16 protein-coding genes are annotated in these 14,832 nt (G+C 70.0%); 10 read left to right on the top strand and 6 right to left on the bottom strand.

Annotated elements, in window-relative coordinates; all coding sequences use genetic code 11:
• Nucleotides 1-7: 7 nt before the first annotated feature.
• The 3 genes from OG801_RS22745 to OG801_RS22735 all read right to left on the bottom strand — a co-directional run bounded on the left by OG801_RS22745 (nt 8) and on the right by OG801_RS22735 (nt 2,632).
• Nucleotides 8-796: an SGNH/GDSL hydrolase family protein gene (locus OG801_RS22745; protein WP_406031508.1), complete on the bottom strand. Its 789-nt coding sequence runs from the start codon at nt 794-796 to the stop codon at nt 8-10.
• Between the two features lie 73 nt (nt 797-869).
• Nucleotides 870-1,706 carry a hypothetical protein gene (locus OG801_RS22740; protein WP_355018682.1) on the bottom strand — a complete coding sequence of 279 codons (837 nt, stop codon included), beginning with the start codon at nt 1,704-1,706 and terminating at the stop codon, nt 870-872.
• Nucleotides 1,703-2,632, bottom strand: a complete 930-nt coding sequence (locus tag OG801_RS22735; protein ID WP_355018681.1) for an ATP-binding cassette domain-containing protein — start codon at nt 2,630-2,632, stop codon at nt 1,703-1,705. The genes OG801_RS22740 and OG801_RS22735 overlap by 4 nt, the downstream gene beginning before the upstream one ends.
• Before the next feature lie 132 nt (nt 2,633-2,764).
• Here OG801_RS22735 and OG801_RS22730 point away from each other — a divergent pair, with 132 nt between their 5' ends.
• Both OG801_RS22730 and OG801_RS22725 read left to right on the top strand, forming a co-directional pair.
• Nucleotides 2,765-3,925, top strand: coding sequence for a histidine kinase (locus tag OG801_RS22730; protein WP_355018680.1), 1,161 nt, complete (start codon nt 2,765-2,767; stop codon nt 3,923-3,925).
• Nucleotides 3,922-4,608 carry a response regulator transcription factor gene (locus OG801_RS22725; protein WP_355018679.1) on the top strand — a complete coding sequence of 229 codons (687 nt, stop codon included), beginning with the start codon at nt 3,922-3,924 and terminating at the stop codon, nt 4,606-4,608. Before OG801_RS22730 ends, OG801_RS22725 begins: the two co-directional genes overlap by 4 nt.
• 117 nt (nt 4,609-4,725) lie before the next feature.
• Here OG801_RS22725 and OG801_RS22720 read toward each other — a convergent pair whose 3' ends face one another.
• Both OG801_RS22720 and murI read right to left on the bottom strand, forming a co-directional pair.
• Nucleotides 4,726-5,496: an MBL fold metallo-hydrolase gene (locus OG801_RS22720; protein WP_355018678.1), complete on the bottom strand. Its 771-nt coding sequence runs from the start codon at nt 5,494-5,496 to the stop codon at nt 4,726-4,728.
• Complete coding sequence (murI, locus tag OG801_RS22715; RefSeq protein ID WP_160024693.1) at nt 5,493-6,350, bottom strand: glutamate racemase; 858 nt, start codon at nt 6,348-6,350, stop codon at nt 5,493-5,495. Before murI ends, OG801_RS22720 begins: the two co-directional genes overlap by 4 nt.
• Nucleotides 6,351-6,468: 118 nt before the next feature.
• Here murI and OG801_RS22710 point away from each other — a divergent pair, with 118 nt between their 5' ends.
• The 4 genes from OG801_RS22710 to OG801_RS22695 all read left to right on the top strand — a co-directional run bounded on the left by OG801_RS22710 (nt 6,469) and on the right by OG801_RS22695 (nt 10,233).
• Nucleotides 6,469-7,467, top strand: a complete 999-nt coding sequence (locus OG801_RS22710; protein WP_406031507.1) for an alkaline phosphatase family protein — start codon at nt 6,469-6,471, stop codon at nt 7,465-7,467.
• Between the two features lie 42 nt (nt 7,468-7,509).
• The gene (locus tag OG801_RS22705) at nt 7,510-8,556 is read left to right on the top strand and encodes an alkaline phosphatase family protein (protein WP_406031506.1); all 1,047 of its coding nucleotides are present in this window, start codon (nt 7,510-7,512) and stop codon (nt 8,554-8,556) included.
• Between the two features lie 75 nt (nt 8,557-8,631).
• On the top strand, nt 8,632-9,858 hold the full coding sequence (locus tag OG801_RS22700) for an FAD-dependent oxidoreductase (RefSeq protein WP_406031505.1): 1,227 nt from the start codon (nt 8,632-8,634) through the stop codon (nt 9,856-9,858).
• Nucleotides 9,859-9,888: 30 nt separating this feature from the next.
• Complete coding sequence (locus tag OG801_RS22695) at nt 9,889-10,233, top strand: hypothetical protein (RefSeq protein ID WP_406031504.1); 345 nt, start codon at nt 9,889-9,891, stop codon at nt 10,231-10,233.
• A 17-nt stretch (nt 10,234-10,250) separates the two neighbouring features.
• On the opposite strand, the gene OG801_RS22690 is transcribed toward OG801_RS22695, so the two are convergent.
• Nucleotides 10,251-11,198 (bottom strand): pyridoxal-phosphate dependent enzyme, encoded by a 948-nt coding sequence (locus tag OG801_RS22690; RefSeq protein WP_355018673.1) that lies wholly within the window; start codon nt 11,196-11,198, stop codon nt 10,251-10,253.
• A 90-nt stretch (nt 11,199-11,288) separates the two neighbouring features.
• Between OG801_RS22690 and OG801_RS22685 the strand changes: the two genes are divergently transcribed.
• Genes OG801_RS22685 through OG801_RS22670 form a run of 4 tightly spaced genes read left to right on the top strand, consistent with a single transcriptional unit; the run spans nt 11,289 to nt 14,827 of the window.
• Complete coding sequence (locus OG801_RS22685) at nt 11,289-12,233, top strand: ABC transporter ATP-binding protein (protein ID WP_406031503.1); 945 nt, start codon at nt 11,289-11,291, stop codon at nt 12,231-12,233.
• Nucleotides 12,230-12,973, top strand: coding sequence for an ABC transporter permease (locus OG801_RS22680; RefSeq protein ID WP_355018671.1), 744 nt, complete (start codon nt 12,230-12,232; stop codon nt 12,971-12,973). Before OG801_RS22685 ends, OG801_RS22680 begins: the two co-directional genes overlap by 4 nt.
• 13 nt (nt 12,974-12,986) lie before the next feature.
• A complete protein-coding gene (locus OG801_RS22675; RefSeq protein ID WP_406031502.1) occupies nt 12,987-14,201 on the top strand; it encodes a histidine kinase in 1,215 nt (404 codons plus the stop codon).
• Entirely contained in the window at nt 14,198-14,827 is a 630-nt protein-coding gene (locus tag OG801_RS22670; RefSeq protein WP_406031501.1) for a response regulator, read from the top strand. Before OG801_RS22675 ends, OG801_RS22670 begins: the two co-directional genes overlap by 4 nt.
• Nucleotides 14,828-14,832 lie beyond the last annotated feature (5 nt).

The raw sequence follows: 14,832 nt of genomic DNA, 5'->3' as shown, positions 1-14,832 counted from the left end.
GACCACCCTATGCAACGCTCTCCCGGCTCTGCTCACCACTGGGTCGAACCGGTCGCGCCCAGGCCTGGCGCACCACCCAGGGCCCCAGATCCCGCGCCCGCCGCCCCATCCACGGCACTCCCTCACCGGCCATCCAGGCCAGGTCCTGCCGCCAGGTCGTCGGCAGCCCGCCGGCCGGCTCGAGGCTCGGCGGCTCGAAGGTGAGGCCGTACGCCACCAGCTGCTCGCCGAACGAACGCGCCATCCGCCGGTGGCCGAGCTCGGAGGGATGTAGCCGGTCGGCGGCCCAGAACCTCCGCTCGTGCAGGTCGGGAACCGCGCCCAGGTCCACCCGCAGCCCACCGTATGTGCCATGGACCTCGTCCCAGATGGCGTTGAGATCGGCCGTACGCCGCTGGATCGACCGCTTCATCCAGCCCGGCATCGGCCACATCACCGAGTGGTCGTGGAAGCGCGCGGTCATCAGCAGCGCACCCTGGCCCGCGAGCGCGTCGGCGCAGGTCATCAGGTCGTTGCGGAGACGCTCGGTGTCCCAGCCGGACCGCATCACGTCGTTGACCCCGACGATCAGCGAGGCCACGTCGGGCCGGTGCGCCACCGCATCGGCGAGCTGCTGCTCGACCACCACGGTCGAGGTCGCCCCGATCACCGCGGTGTTGCAGAAGGAGATGTCGTACGTCTGTCCCAGAGCCTCGGCGAGAAGCCGGGCCCATCCTCGCCAACCCTCACTGACAGGGTCGCCGAGGCCAACGGTGGCGCTGTCGCCCAGCGCCGCATAACGCAGGTAGGTGCCCACGTCTCACAACGGTGACGGGGGCGGGTGCCGAAGCACCCACCCCCGCGTGTCGTGTCGCGAACAGTCCGATGAACTACTTGAGCTCGGACTTGAGAACCCGCATCGTGCCGAGCACCAGCGGCAGCCCGACCCACAGGGTGATCGAGGTGGCCAGCCTGGCGAACCCGAGCGCTCCGTCCTCGACGGCCATTCCGGCTGCCCTCATCTCGTTCTCCGCGATGTAGGGCATCATCGCCACCTGCATGGAGATCCAGGGGAAGATGTTCTGTGCCCAGTCGAAGATGAAGTAGAGGGCACTGAAGACGGACGCCTCCAGGATCAGCGTGTAGCCGTAGTAGATGACCAGTGCGGCCGGGGTGTTGAGCAGCAGCATCGCGAACCCGAAGCCCATGAGCAGGTAGAGGATCTGCGTCGCCAGGGTCCACGCGAGCGCCTCACCGCTCACGTTCCAGTTCGCCTCGGAACCGGCGATCGCGGCTCCCGCCACCGTCCCGATCGCACCGATGCCGACCGCGATGGCCATGGTCACGATGCCCAGGACGAAGACCGCGACCAGCTTCGCGAAGATGACCTTGAGCCGGCTGGGCTCGAGGGTGAAGGTGACCATATGGGTGCGCTGGCCCCACTCCTGGGTCACGATCATGATCGCCAGCACCGGCACCAGGAGCGAGACCGGGAACGAGAGGGCGCTCATCCAGGTCGATGCGGGCAACGCGGCCATGTCGGACAGCGCCGTGACGAGCAGGATGATTCCCGCGACCAGGGCGATCAGCCCACCGGTGATCATCAGCATGACCCGTCCGGCACGCGTGTCGGTCATCTTGCGCCACTCGACCAGCACCAGGCGGCCGAACGGCACCTTGGTGGCCGTCGGGAGCGGGGTGGAGGGCGCTACGGATACGGCACTCATGCGGAGGCTCCTTCGGCCTGGATGGGCGCGACTTGCTCGCGCTGGGTTGCGGCGGTGAGCTGCAGGAAGATGTCCTCGAGCCCGGCGCCGCCGTCACGCAGGTCGGTGAGCACGACGTTGGCCTCCAGAGCGGCCTTGCCCACCTCTGCCGGGGCGGCGGAGACGCGCATGCCGGTGCCGACCGGCTCGACGCTGTAGCCCTTGGCCTTCAGCGCAACGGTGAGCGCCTCGTTGTCCAGGGAGGTGACCAGAGACTGGCCGGCGGTGCCCTGGCCGGCGAGGATGGCGTCCTTGGTGCCCTCGGCCACGATGCGGCCGTTGCCGATGAGGATCAGCTCGTCGGCGATCTGCTCGACCTCGTGCAGCAGGTGGGAGGAGAGCAGGACGGTGCCGCCGCGGTCGGCGTACTCCTTCAGCAGGCCACGCATCCAGCGGATACCCGCCGGGTCCAGGCCGTTGGCCGGCTCGTCCAGGATCAGCACCTTGGGGTCACCGATCAGCGCGTGCGCGATGCCGAGACGCTGCTTCATGCCCAGCGAGTAGTTCTTGATCCGGCGCTTCGCCTCCGACGGCGTCAGCGAGACCAGCTCGAGCATCTCGTCGACGCGAGACTTGGGCAGGCCCATCGTCATCGCGGCGAGCGTGAGCACCTCGCGGCCGGTGCGGCCGTCGTGCTGGGCGCTGGCGTCGAGCAGCACGCCGACGTGGCGGCCCGGGTTGGGGAGGTCGGCATAGAGGCTGCCGTTGATCGTTGCCCGACCCCTGGTGGGGTTGGTCAGTCCGACCATGATGCGCATGGAGGTCGACTTGCCCGCGCCGTTCGGGCCGAGGAAGCCGGTGACTTTGCCGGCCTCGGCGGTGAACGACACGTCGTCGACCGCGGTGAAGGTCCCATAGACCCTCGTCAGTCCTTCGACTTTGATCATGACGTACATCCTGCCGTGCCTCCGGCGCAGACTGCATCGGACATACGGATGACCTGCAACCCGACGAAAGTATTGGCCGGTCGCGACCACGGCATCGGGTCCGTCAGGCTTCGGTTCACTAACGTGTATGCCGTGCAGCAACCGTCACCCGAGGCCTATCAGCCACGCCTGAGCCTGTGGGGGCACGTGTGGCGGTATCTCCTTGCGCTGGGGATCAGCGCCGTTGGCTTGGTCTCCAGCACCGATGGATGGCCGGAGTGGCGCTTCCTGCTCGATCTCAGCCTCGGCGTCCTCTCCATGGTCCTGGTCTTCTGGCGCCGCCGCTGGCCGGTGGCGATCGCCACGTTCACAGTCGTCGCCGGGGCGTTCTCGATCCTCTCCGCCGGGGCGTCAAGCCTCGCCTTGGTCTCGCTGGCGACTCGGCGCCGCTGGCGCGAGATCATCCCGATCTCCCTGCTCAACGTCGCCGCAGGCATGTTCTGGTTCGCGGTGATGGAGACCACCCCCGCGGAGGAGATCCCTGGCATCCCGTTGTGGGGCTTCAACCTCGGCGCCAACGTGTTGATCATCGCCGCGATGGTCGCCTGGGGCATGTACATCGGCTCCCGCCGTGAGCTGATCGCAACGCTCCGGCTCCGCGCCGAGACCGCCGAGGCCGAGCAGGCACTGCGCGTCTCCCAGGCCCGCGAGACCGAGCGCCGACGGATCGCCCGCGAGATGCACGACGTGCTCGCCCACCGCATCTCCCACATCTCCATGCAGGCCGGCGCGCTCGCCTACCGCGAGGACCTCTCCGCCGACGAGGTCCGGGGCGAGGTGGGCACCATCCGCGACGGCGCCCACCGGGCGCTTGACGACCTCCGGACCGTCCTCGGCGTGCTGCGCGGCAACGGCGAGGATCCCGAGACCGCACCCCAGCCGACGTACGCCGACCTCGGCCGCCTCGTCGAGGAGGCCCGAGCGGGCGGGATGAACATCACCTTCGAGGACGATGTCGAGGGCTCGCCGCCGGAGGCGGTCGGCCGGTCGATCTACCGGGTCGTGCAGGAGGGCATCACCAACGCCCGCAAGCATGCGCCCGGGGCGGCCCTGAAGGTGTCCCTGCAGGGCTCGGAGGAGCACGGGATCGAGGTGCTGCTGCGCAACCGGCTCGGCTTCGACTCCAACACTCCCGGGGCCGGCCTGGGCCTGATCGGGCTGACCGAGCGCGTCGACCTCGCAGGCGGACGGCTCGCGCACCGTACGGAAAAGGATGTCTTCATTCTCGAAGCATGGCTACCGTGGGGCCAGTGAGCAGCCCAGGGACCAACCCAGAGCGTCCGGTGAAGATCAAGGTGGGGATCGTCGACGACGACCCGCTCGTGCGTTCGGCCCTCGGGCTGATGCTCGGCGGTCAGGCCGACATCGAGGTCGTCGGTGAGGCGACCGACGGGCAGGAGGCGCTCGCTCTGGTGCGTACCTCCGCCCCTGACGTGGTGCTGATGGACATCCGGATGCCCCGGATCAACGGGCTCGAAGCGACCCGCCGGGTACTCACCGAGTCACGATCGCCGCGGGTCATCGTGCTGACCACCTTCGGTGCCGACGAGTACGTCGTCGACGCCCTCGCCGCCGGCGCCGACGGGTTCCTCCTCAAGGACACGCCCCCGCCCGAGATCGTCGCGGCGATCCGCGCGGTCGCCTCCGGGGAGCCGATCCTCTCCCCCAAGGCCACCCGCACCCTGATCACCCGGCTCCGCGCCGAGCCGACCGGCGAGCGCGCCGCTGCCGCCAGCCGCCGGCTCGAGGCGCTCACCGACCGCGAGCACGAGGTCGCCCTCGCGGTCGGGCGCGGGCTGAGCAACGCCGAGATCGCCAAGGAGCTCTACCTCTCGATCCCGACCGTCAAGGCGCACGTCTCGCGCCTCTTCGACAAGCTCGGCGCCACCAACCGCGTCCAGATCGCGATCACCGTGCACGACGCCGGCCTGGTCTGAGCGCTCGCCTCACCGACCACTTGCGTCACACCGCTCGGGGTTTTCCTGCACTTCTCGGGTGTTGCAACGCCTGAGAAGTGCAGGGATACCCGGTTAACCGGGTATCCCTGCACGAGCTCAAACCTCGTACACAGCCCCGGTAGCCGCCAGCTCGGTCGGCCCCTCGTACGCCGACCGCGCCTCGCGGAGGGCGTCGGCGGAGTCATGCCAGGGCGGGACGTGAGTGACGACCAGCTTCTTCACATGAGCCTTGGTGGCGTACTCCCCCGCGTGGACGCCGGTGATGTGCACGCCGGGCGGGTTGTCGACGCCGTCGCGAAAGGCGGCCTCGCAGACGAACAGGTCGGCGTCGGTGGCGATGTCGAGCAGCGCCTCGGTCTCGGCGGTGTCACCGCTGTAGGCGATGACCTTGCCGTGCGCCTCGATCCGGAGTCCGTACGCATCGACCGGGTGCTCCACGGCCGTCGGGATGATCCGAAAAGGACCGAGATGGATCGGCCCGGTGTAGGTCGAGAACGCGAACTCCTCGCGCATCCCGGGGCGCTTGGGCAGGTCGTAGGCCTTCGCCAGGCGCCGGCCGGTGCCCTTGGGGCCGTAGACGGGGATCGGCGGCTGCGGGCCGGTCGGGTGCCACTTGCGGAGGACGTAGTAGGAGGTCATGTCGACGCAGTGGTCGGCGTGCAGGTGCGAGAGCAGGACCGCGTCGATCAGCAGCGGGTCGATGTAGCGCTGCAGGACTCCGAGCGCACCGTTGCCCATGTCGAGCACGATCCGCCACGTACGTCCGGCCTCGTCGTCGGCCTCGACGAGATAGCAGGAGGCGGGGCTGTCGGGTCCGGGATAGGAGCCCGAGCATCCGATGACGGTCAGCCGCATCCCGGAGGTCATCCCATCCCCCCGGCGAACTGCTGGGCGGCGGCGAGCTCCGGACCGAGGAACCGGGCACCGATCGCCTTGAACTCGGCGGGGTTGCCGGTGGTCAGGAACGTGTAGGTCGGCTCGCCGCCCTCGCGCATCAGGTCATGCTCGGCCAGGACGCGGTAGACGTCCTTCGCCGACTCCTCGGCACTGCTGACCAGCGTCACGTTGTCGCCCATCACATAAGAGATCACACCAGTCAGAAGCGGATAGTGGGTGCACCCGAGGATCAGCGTGTCGACTCCGGCGCTGGTCAGCGGGTCCAGATACTCGTGCGCGGCGGCCAGGAGCTCGTCGCCGCCGGTGATGCCGGCCTCGACGAACGGGACGAACTGGGGGCACGCCTGGGTGTGCAGCGAGACGTGCGGAGCCGCGGCGAAGGCGTCGTCGTACGCCATCGACTCGGCGGTCGCGTGGGTGCAGATGACTCCGATCCGGCCGGTGCGGGATGCCGCGACGGCGCGGCGGGTCGCCGGCAGGATGACCTCGACGACGGGCAGCGGCTTGTAGCGCTCCCGGGCATCGCGCAGCATCGCGGCCGAGGCCGAGTTGCACGCGATGACCAGCGCCTTCACGCCTTGGGCGACGAGATGGTCGAGGCACTCCAGGGCGTACTCGCGCACCTCGGCGATCGGCTTGGGCCCGTAGGGCGCGCGGGCGGTGTCGCCGACGTACAGGATCGACTCGTGGGCGAGCTGGTCGATCACCGACCGCGCCACGGTGAGACCACCGAAGCCCGAGTCGAAGATCCCGATCGGGGCGTCGCGGTCGGGCTGGGCTGAACCCAGGGGCGAGGGCGAACCCAGGGACGAGACGGACTGCACGATCGTCAAGGCTAGGCCCAAACAGCGCAACTTCGCAGTGCTGGGGGTCACTCGAGACATACCCGAGATCCATCTCACGTTCATGAGCGGGCCGGATCAGTGTTGTTAACGTCCGGTTATGACGATTTCTCGGCGCTCGCTGGTGCTGATGGTCCTGATCACCCTGTTGGGCGTCACCTTCGCGGTCGTCGAGCTGCCCGGGCGGCCCGCACAGGCGGCGACCACGAAGCGGGTGCTGGCGATCTCCGTCGACGGTCTCAGCGTCACCGCGATCGAGAAGCTCGGCCCGGGCAACCTGCCCAACATCTACCGGCTGATGCGTGGCGGCGCCTCGACCCGGCAGGCGCGCAGCGAGTACGAGCAGAACGTCACCCTGCCCAACCACACCTCGATGGTCACCGGCCGCCGGATCACCCGCTCCGAGCACGGCCACGGGGTCACCTGGAACGACGACCGCCGCTGGATGACGGTGCAGGAGGCCGCCGGCCACGCAGTCTCATCGGTCTTCAGCCAGGTCGAGCGCACCGGCCGGAGCAGTGCCCTGTTCGCATCGAAGTCGAAGTTCGGCATCTTCGACCGCTCCTGGCCCTCGATCGACCGGTTCGTGGTCGACAGCGACGCCGACCTGGTCAGCCGGGCGGCCGCCGACCTGGCGACCGACAAGCGTGCCTTCACCTTCGTCCACCTGGGCTCCCCCGACCACTACGGTCACCGCGACGGCGGGATGAGCGCGGCCTACCGCGCCTCGGTGATCCGCACCGATGCCCGCATCGGCAAGCTGCTGAAGGCGATCGACTCCTCGATGACGCTGAAGCGGTCGACGTACGTCATCCTCACCGCCGACCACGGCTTCAAGGCTGCCGCCAGGGACCACGGCGCCCACCTCTACTCCAACTACCGGATCCCGTTCGTCGTGTGGGGTCCCCGGGTCGCCCGCGGTGCCTCGCTGTACCGGCTCAACCCCGACTACCTCGCGCCGGGGACGACCCGGCCGGCGTACGCCGGCAGGCAGCCGATCCGCAACGGCGACCTCGGCAACCTGGCCCTGGACCTGCTCGGCCTGGGCCCGATCCCCGGCAGCACGCTGAACTCAACTCAGTCACTAGACATTCGCTGAGCGTTCGCCCGGGGTGCCATCGGGTTCACTTAGGGTGTGCCGGTGCGTCGCCTCTTCCCTCTCGTCTCCCTCGGCATCTTCGTCGTCGTGGTGCTCGTCGTGGCGTTCACCGCCCTTCCCGACCGGAACGGCGGCGGTGGCGACAGCGGCGACAAGAGCGACGCTCGCGACCGTGCGGAGCGTGAGCCGACCCAGGTCGAGCGCAAGGTGCTCGCGATCTCGATCGACGGGCTCAATCCGGATGCGCTGGCCAAGCTCGGACCGGCGAAGACGCCCAACATCCACCGGCTGATCGACGAGGGCGCCTCGACGCTCAACGCCCGCACCGCCTACGAGAAGAACATCACCCTGCCCAACCACACCGGCATGGTCACCAGCGACCCGATCAACGCCGACGACGGCGGCCACGGGGTCACCTGGAACGTCGGCGACCCGTCGAAGTCGATCTCGAAGAACGAGGAGTCGGTGTTCACCGTCGCCCACGAGGCCGGGCTCAGCACCGGGGTCTTCGTGACGAAGCAGAAGTTCGAGCTGTGGCAGCGGGCCTGGGAGGACGACATCGACCTCTACGTGCCGATCGACGACCACGACGAGCTGGTCCCGGAAGCCGCCGAGGACCTCGCCGACGAGCGGCGCGACCTCACCTTCGTACATCTGTCCCTTCCCGACGCCGCCGGGCACGCCTCGGGCGGGATGTCGCCGGAGTATCTGGAGGCCGTCGAGGAGTCCGACGCCCAGGTCGGTGAGTTCCTCGACGTCATCGACGCCGACCCCGGGCTGACCAAGGAGCTCGACGTCATCCTCACCGCCGACCACGGCTTCAAGTCGGGGATCACCAACCACTCCGAGAAGGTCTACGAGAACTACCGGATCCCGTTCATCGTGTGGGGGCCGGACGCCGGCGCCGGCACGGACCTCTACGAGCTCAACGCCGACGACTACCGCGACCCCGGCGAGGACCGGCCCGACTACGAAGGCCCTCAGCCCGTACGCAACGCCGACCTCGGCAACCTGGCCCTGGATCTCCTCGGCCTCGGCCCCATCGAGACCAGCGACATCGGCAAGAAGCAGACGCTCGACGTCAAATGATGTTTGCCGTAACCGTCCACGAGCACACACGCCCCTGAGGTACGTTTCGAACGTAACCTCCCCAAGGAGCGTGCGATGTCAGTCACCCGGATGGCTCGGGCAGCTTTACGCAGGGATCGTCGTGCCCGGCGGGTCACGATCATCGGCGCCGGCATCGGCGGCCTGACCCTCGCCGTCGAGCTGCGCCGCCGGGGCGTCGAGGTCGAGGTGTACGAGGCCGCGACCGATCCGCGCCCGGCCGGCGACGCCGTGCTGCTACCGGCCAACGCGACCAGGCTCCTGGAGCGCCTCGGGCTCGAGCCCGATCTCGGTGAGGCGGCGGCGACCGTCGGCGGCTGGGTCTGGCGCGACGGCCACACGGGCGCCGCGATCGGACGGGTGCTCTCCGCCGCGGAGTACGCCGACCGCGCCGGGGCTCCGTGCTACGGCATCGATCACGCCGACCTGCACGCGCTCCTGAGCGAGGCGTTCGGCACCGAGGGGCTCCACCTCGGCCACCGCCTGGTCGCGCTCACCGATCCCGGCGACGGCCCCGTGACACTGGAGTTCGCCGACGGCGAGTCGGTCGAGGCCGACCTGGTCATCGGCGCCGACGGCGCCGGATCGATGCTGCGCGAGCACGTCGTCGGCTACGACGACGCCCATTTCTCGGGCTGCATCGCCTGGCGTGGGATCGTCCCGCGCTCGCAGCTCACCCTGCTCCCCGATCCAGGCCGGGTGCAGGTGTGGACAGGAACCGACGGCCACCTCATGCATCACCCGGTCGGCAAGGGCGACCATGCGTTCCTGCTGGTCAAGCGGCAGCTCGGACCCTGGGCACCGGACTCGTGGTCCTGGCCGGCCGACCCGGACGAGCACGTCCATGCGTACGCCGGCTGGCATCCGGCCGTGGTCCAGATGATCTCCGCGGCACCGTGCTCGGAGCACTGGGCTCTCTTCCACCGCCCTCCCCTGGTCACCTGGTCGCGCGGCCGGATCACGCTGCTCGGCGACGCCGCTCACCTGATGGTCCCCCACCACGGCCAGGGTGCCGCCCAGGCGATCGAGGACGCGATCGTCCTCGCCGACTGCCTCGCCACCGACGACGACACGGACCGCGCCCGCACGAACTACGAGGTACGCCGTCGCGACCGCACCCGCCGCATCCAGATCGCCTCGCTGGCCGCCGCCGACGTCCTCCACCTCCCCGACGGTCCCCGCGCGCAGGCCCGCAACAAGCGACTCGGGTCAGGCGATGCGTACGACCGTCATCTCGCCTGGATCCACGACCACGACGTGGCCGAGCCCGGCCACCGCCCGTAACTCCCGGGCCCGCTGCCGCGTTGTCCAGGAGTGAGAGCCTTCCTCGGACGCAAGGGGTTCCTGGCGCTCGGCATCTGGGCGATGTACGCATCGGCCATCGCCGTAGCGCTGGTGCAGCTCGGCGCCGAGCCCGAGGCAGGCAGCGTCTGGTCGGGGCGACCGATTGCCCCCGGCAGCCCCGCCGCCCTCATCGAGAAGCACGACTGCTGGAGCGCCGAGGCCCCACGCGACATGACCGGCAGGCTCCCCGGCCACGCCATCGTCGCCACCGGCCCCGCCCCGCGCTACGTCGACGCCCACCTCACCGGCAAGGCCCTCGACCAGGTCTTCTCCGGGGAGGACCACGGCCTCGTCGTCTACGCCTTCTGCCGCTGAGGCTCGACCAGCAGTGGTCAGGCCCAGAGCTGACCCTCGAGGCCTTCCTCGGCGTCGTCGATGGTGCCTTCGTACGCCCCGGTGGAGAGGTACTTCCAGCCGCCGTCGGCGACGACGAAGGCGATGTCGGCCTTCTCGCCGGCCTTGAGGGACTTGGCGGCCTGGGCGAGGGCGGCGTGGAGGATGGCGCCGGTGGAGATGCCTGCGAAGATGCCCTCGAGCTCGAGGAGCTCGCGGACGCGGCGTACGGCGTCACGGGGGCCGACCGAGAAGCGGGCGTCGATCAGGGACGCGTCGTAGAGCTCGGGGACGAAGCCCTCGTCGAGGTTACGCAGGCCGTAGACGAGCTCGCCGTAGCGCGGCTCGGCGGCCACGATGCGTACCTCCGGCTTGGCGGCGCGGAAGAAGCGGCCGACGCCCATGAGCGTGCCGGTCGTGCCCAGTCCGGCGACGAAGTGGGTGATCGCGGGGAGGTCGGCGAGGATCTCGGGGCCGGTGCCCTCCTCGTGGGCGCGCGCGTTGGCGGCGTTGCCGTACTGGTAGAGCATCTCCCAGTCGGGGTGCTCGGCGGCGAGGCGCTTGGCGACCCGGACAGCCTCGTTGGAGCCACCTGCGGCGGGCGAGGAGACGATCTCGGCGCCCCACATCCGCAGCAGCTGGCGCCGCTCCTCGGAGGTGTTCTCGGGCATCACGCACACGATCCGGTAGCCCTTGAGCTTGGCCGCCATCGCCAGCGAGATCCCGGTGTTGCCGGAGGTCGGCTCCAGGATCGTGCAGCCCGGGCGGAGCCTGCCGTCCTTCTCGGCCTCCTCGACCATGCGAAGAGCCGGGCGGTCCTTGATCGAGCCGGTGGGGTTCCGGTCCTCGAGCTTGGCCCACAGACGTACGTCGGGAGAGGGCGAGAGGCGGGGCAGCCCCACCAACGGGGTGCCCCCGACCGACGCCAGCAGGTTGTCGTAGCGCATGGGGTCCATCGTCGCATCAACCGATCGTCTGATGCCCACTCGCGCCGATCGCCCGATCCGTGAGACCGCGGATCACGACAGGCTCCGGGTATGCATCAGGAACGAGAACCAGCGGTCGTCGTGGACGGCCTGCGCAAGACCTATGGCGACAAGGTGGCGGTCGACGAGATCAGCCTGAGCGTCCACGAAGGCGAGATCTTCGGCATCCTCGGCCCCAACGGAGCCGGCAAGAGCACCACCGTCGAGTCGATCGCCGGCCTACGGGTCGGCGACCGCGGCCGGATCCGGGTCCACGGCATCGACCCGTGGACCGACCGCGCTGCGGTGACGGAGGTGCTCGGCGTGCAGCTCCAGGAGGCGAAGCTGCAGCCGAAGATCACGGTCCAGGAGGCGCTGGAGCTGTGGAGCGCCTTCTACCCCGACCCGGAGCCGTGGGCGCCGCTGGCCGAGCGACTCGGCCTCGGCGGGCACCTGCGACAGCGGTTCGAGAACCTCTCCGGCGGCCAGCAGCAGCGGCTCTCGATCGCGCTGGCGCTGATCGGCAGGCCGCGGGTCGTCGTGCTCGACGAGCTCACCACCGGCCTGGACCCGCGGGCCCGCCGTGAGGTGTGGGACCTGGTCCGGGACGTACGCGACCGGGGTGTGACCGTCCTACTCGTCACCCACTCGATGGAGGAGGCGCAGACGCTCTGCGACCGGATCGCCATCGTCGACGCCGGCCGGATCCGGGCGCTGGACACCCCGGCGGGGCTCATCGACTCCGCCTCCGCCGCCACGATCACCACCTTCGAGACCTCGGTCGCGATCGACCTGGCCTCCCTGCGCGACCTCGACGGAGTCACCGCCGCGCGCAGCGAGAACGGCATCGTCACCGTCGAGGGCGCCGAAGGTGTGGCGCTCGCGGTCATCGAGGTGCTGCGTACGCAGGGCGTGGCCCCGCAGCGGCTCCGGGTCGCCGCGGGCAGCCTCGACGCCGCCTACCTCGACCTCACCGACACCTCGCCCGACACCGACGCCATGGAGGCGATCCGATGACCAGCCCGACCGTTGCCGTGATTCGTACGGAGTCCCGGCTCTTCACCCGGGATCGGCTCGCCCTCTTCTGGATCGTCCTGTTCCCGAGCCTGATCCTCGTGGTGCTCGGGGCCATCCCGGCCTTCCGCGAACCCAACCCCGACTACGGTGGCCGTGCGCTGATCGACGTCTATGTGCCTGTCGCCGTGCTGCTCTCGATGATCATGGCCTCGATCATGACGATGCCGCAGACGCTGACCGGCTACCGCGAGACCGGAGTCCTGCGACGGCTCGGCACCACCCCTGCCCGCCCCGCCTCGATCCTGCTGGGCCAGGTGCTGGTGCACGCCGCCGCGGTCGCCGCCTCCACGGTCATCGCGGTCGCCCTCGGCAGGGTGGTCTTCGGGACCCCGCTGCCGGAGTCCCTGGTCGGGTACGTGGTCGCGTATGTCCTGGCGCTGGCCGTCTCGCTCGGGATCGGCGCCGCGATCACCGCGGTCTCGCCCAACGCGAAGACCGGGCAGGTCGTGGGGATGGTGGTCTTCTTCCCGTCGATGTTCACCGCAGGGGTCTACGTCCCGATCGAGTACTTCAGCGGCACAGCGCGCGACATCCTCTCGTTCACGCCCTACGGCGCGGCCTCGAACGCGCTCAACGACGCCGCAGGGGGCGCCTTCCCGCAGCTGGTGGATCTGGCGGTGATGGGCGGATGGGCGGTCGTGCTCTACCTGGTTGCCGTGCGCGCCTTCCGCTGGCAATGAGAAGGTCCTCCACATGACCTCGGCCGTCGAGCACGAGCAGCTCTGGGAGCGAAACCTCAAGGCGCTGCCGTTCGTGCTGCTCGCGCTCGCCACGGTGATCAGCGTCGCGACCATCCCGGAGATGGGCCCGCGCACGCTCGGCATGCGGGTGACGCTCGGCGTGCTGGTGGCGGCGACCGCGGTGTGGATGTGGCGATGGATGTATGTCTACGGCCGCCCACATCCGGTCGGCTACGTCGGGCGCACCCTGCTGGCCGCGGCCCTCACCATCGTCCATCCGCTCTTCTGCATCTTCGCCTGGGTCGGGTTCCTGGACGCCTTCGAGTCCTTCCGCGGCCGCTGGAGATGGGTGGCGATGGCGGCCACCTCGCTGATCATGGCCACCGGCCAGACCGGTGGGCCGCCGCCGTACGACAGCCCGTGGCAGAGCGCGGCGCTGCCCGTGCTCTTCGTCGTCAACTTCGGGCTCGCCACCCTGATGGCCCGCTACAGCATGCACCTCGACGCCGTCAGCCAGGAGCGGGCCGACACGATCGTCCGGCTCGAACATGCCCTCGCCGAGAACGCCCGCCTCCAGGAGCAGCTCCTAGCGCAGTCCCGCGAAAGCGGCGTACGCGACGAGCGCGAGCGCCTCGCCCGCGAGATCCACGACACCATCGCCCAGTCCCTGGCCGGCGTCGTGGCCCAGCTCCAGGCCGCCGAGGGCTCCGCGGACGCCCAGGACGTACGCCGCCGGGTGGCCCGGGCCACCGAGATGGCCCGCACCGCGCTGGTCGAGGCCCGGCGGTCTGTGCAGGACCTGACCCCCGCCGAGCTGGCCGACGCGTGCCTCGCCGACGCGCTCTCGACGCTGGTCGCGAGCTGGCGCGTCGACCACGGCGTCGAGGCCTCCTTCGTCGTCGTCGGGGATCCCACGGCGCTGCACTCCGAGGTCGAGGCGACGCTGTTGCGGATCGCCCAGGAGGCCCTCGCCAACGTCGCCAAGCACGCCTCCGCCCGACGGGTCGGCGTCACCCTCACCTTCGACGAGTCCGAGGTCATCCTCGACGTACGCGACGACGGCTCCGGCTTCGATCCCGCCGCTCCCCGCCGCTCGTCCTCGTTCGGGCTGGGCGTGATGCGCGACCGCGCCCAGCGCCTGACCGGCACCTTCACCCTGGAGTCCGCCCCCGGCTCCGGCACCGCCGTCTCCGCCAGCATCCCCGCACTCCCCCGAGGACCCGCATGAGCTCACCGATCAGGATCGTGGTCGCCGACGACCACCCCGTCGTACGCGACGGGGTGGTCGGAGTGCTCCGCGCGCAGGGCTTCGAGGTCGTCGGCCAGGCGGGAGACGGGGCGCAGGCCCTGGCCCTCGTCGAGGAGCTCGAGCCGGACGTACTCGTGCTCGACCTGCGGATGCCCGGCACAGGCGGGGTCGAGGTGATCGAGCGGCTCCGGGCGTTGGAGTCGCGGACCGGCGTACTGGTCCTGACCACGTTCGACACCGACTCCGACGTGGTCGCCGCGATCGAGGCGGGTGCGACCGGCTACCTGCTCAAGGACGCACCGACACCGGACCTGGTCGAGGCCGTCCGCGCGACGGCGGCCGGCGAGACCGTCCTCTCCCCCGCGGTCGCGACCCGACTCGCCTCCCGGCTGCGCTCACCCGGCCCGACGGCCCAGCTGAGCCCCCGCGAGCGCGAGGTGCTCACCCTCGTCGCGCGCGGAACGACCAACCGCGCCATCGCGGCGAAGCTCTTCGTCAGCGAGGCGACGGTGAAGACCCACCTGGGTCACATCTTCGACAAGCTCGGCGTCACAGACAGAGCAGCCGCGGTCGCACGAGCGTACGACCGCGGCATTCTGGGCTGAAGGGT

Source organism: Nocardioides sp. NBC_00163 (assembly GCF_045206295.1).
Classification (GTDB): Bacteria; Actinomycetota; Actinomycetes; order Propionibacteriales; family Nocardioidaceae; genus Nocardioides.
Note: the sequence above shows the minus strand (reverse complement) of the source record. Positions and strands in the feature narration are given on the sequence as shown.

What these genes read in the sequence shown, in the direction of transcription:
- OG801_RS22740 (WP_355018682.1), bottom strand. Translation starts at nt 1,706, where the DNA reads ATGAGTGCCGTATCCGTAGCGCCCTCCACCCCGCTCCCGACGGCCACC.
- OG801_RS22735 (WP_355018681.1), bottom strand. Translation starts at nt 2,632, where the DNA reads ATGATCAAAGTCGAAGGACTGACGAGGGTCTATGGGACCTTCACCGCG.
- OG801_RS22720 (WP_355018678.1), bottom strand. Translation starts at nt 5,496, where the DNA reads ATGACCTCCGGGATGCGGCTGACCGTCATCGGATGCTCGGGCTCCTAT.
- OG801_RS22710 (WP_406031507.1), top strand. Translation starts at nt 6,469, where the DNA reads ATGACGATTTCTCGGCGCTCGCTGGTGCTGATGGTCCTGATCACCCTG.
- OG801_RS22700 (WP_406031505.1), top strand. Translation starts at nt 8,632, where the DNA reads ATGTCAGTCACCCGGATGGCTCGGGCAGCTTTACGCAGGGATCGTCGT.
- OG801_RS22690 (WP_355018673.1), bottom strand. Translation starts at nt 11,198, where the DNA reads ATGCGCTACGACAACCTGCTGGCGTCGGTCGGGGGCACCCCGTTGGTG.
- OG801_RS22685 (WP_406031503.1), top strand. Translation starts at nt 11,289, where the DNA reads ATGCATCAGGAACGAGAACCAGCGGTCGTCGTGGACGGCCTGCGCAAG.
- OG801_RS22680 (WP_355018671.1), top strand. Translation starts at nt 12,230, where the DNA reads ATGACCAGCCCGACCGTTGCCGTGATTCGTACGGAGTCCCGGCTCTTC.
- OG801_RS22675 (WP_406031502.1), top strand. Translation starts at nt 12,987, where the DNA reads ATGACCTCGGCCGTCGAGCACGAGCAGCTCTGGGAGCGAAACCTCAAG.
- OG801_RS22670 (WP_406031501.1), top strand. Translation starts at nt 14,198, where the DNA reads ATGAGCTCACCGATCAGGATCGTGGTCGCCGACGACCACCCCGTCGTA.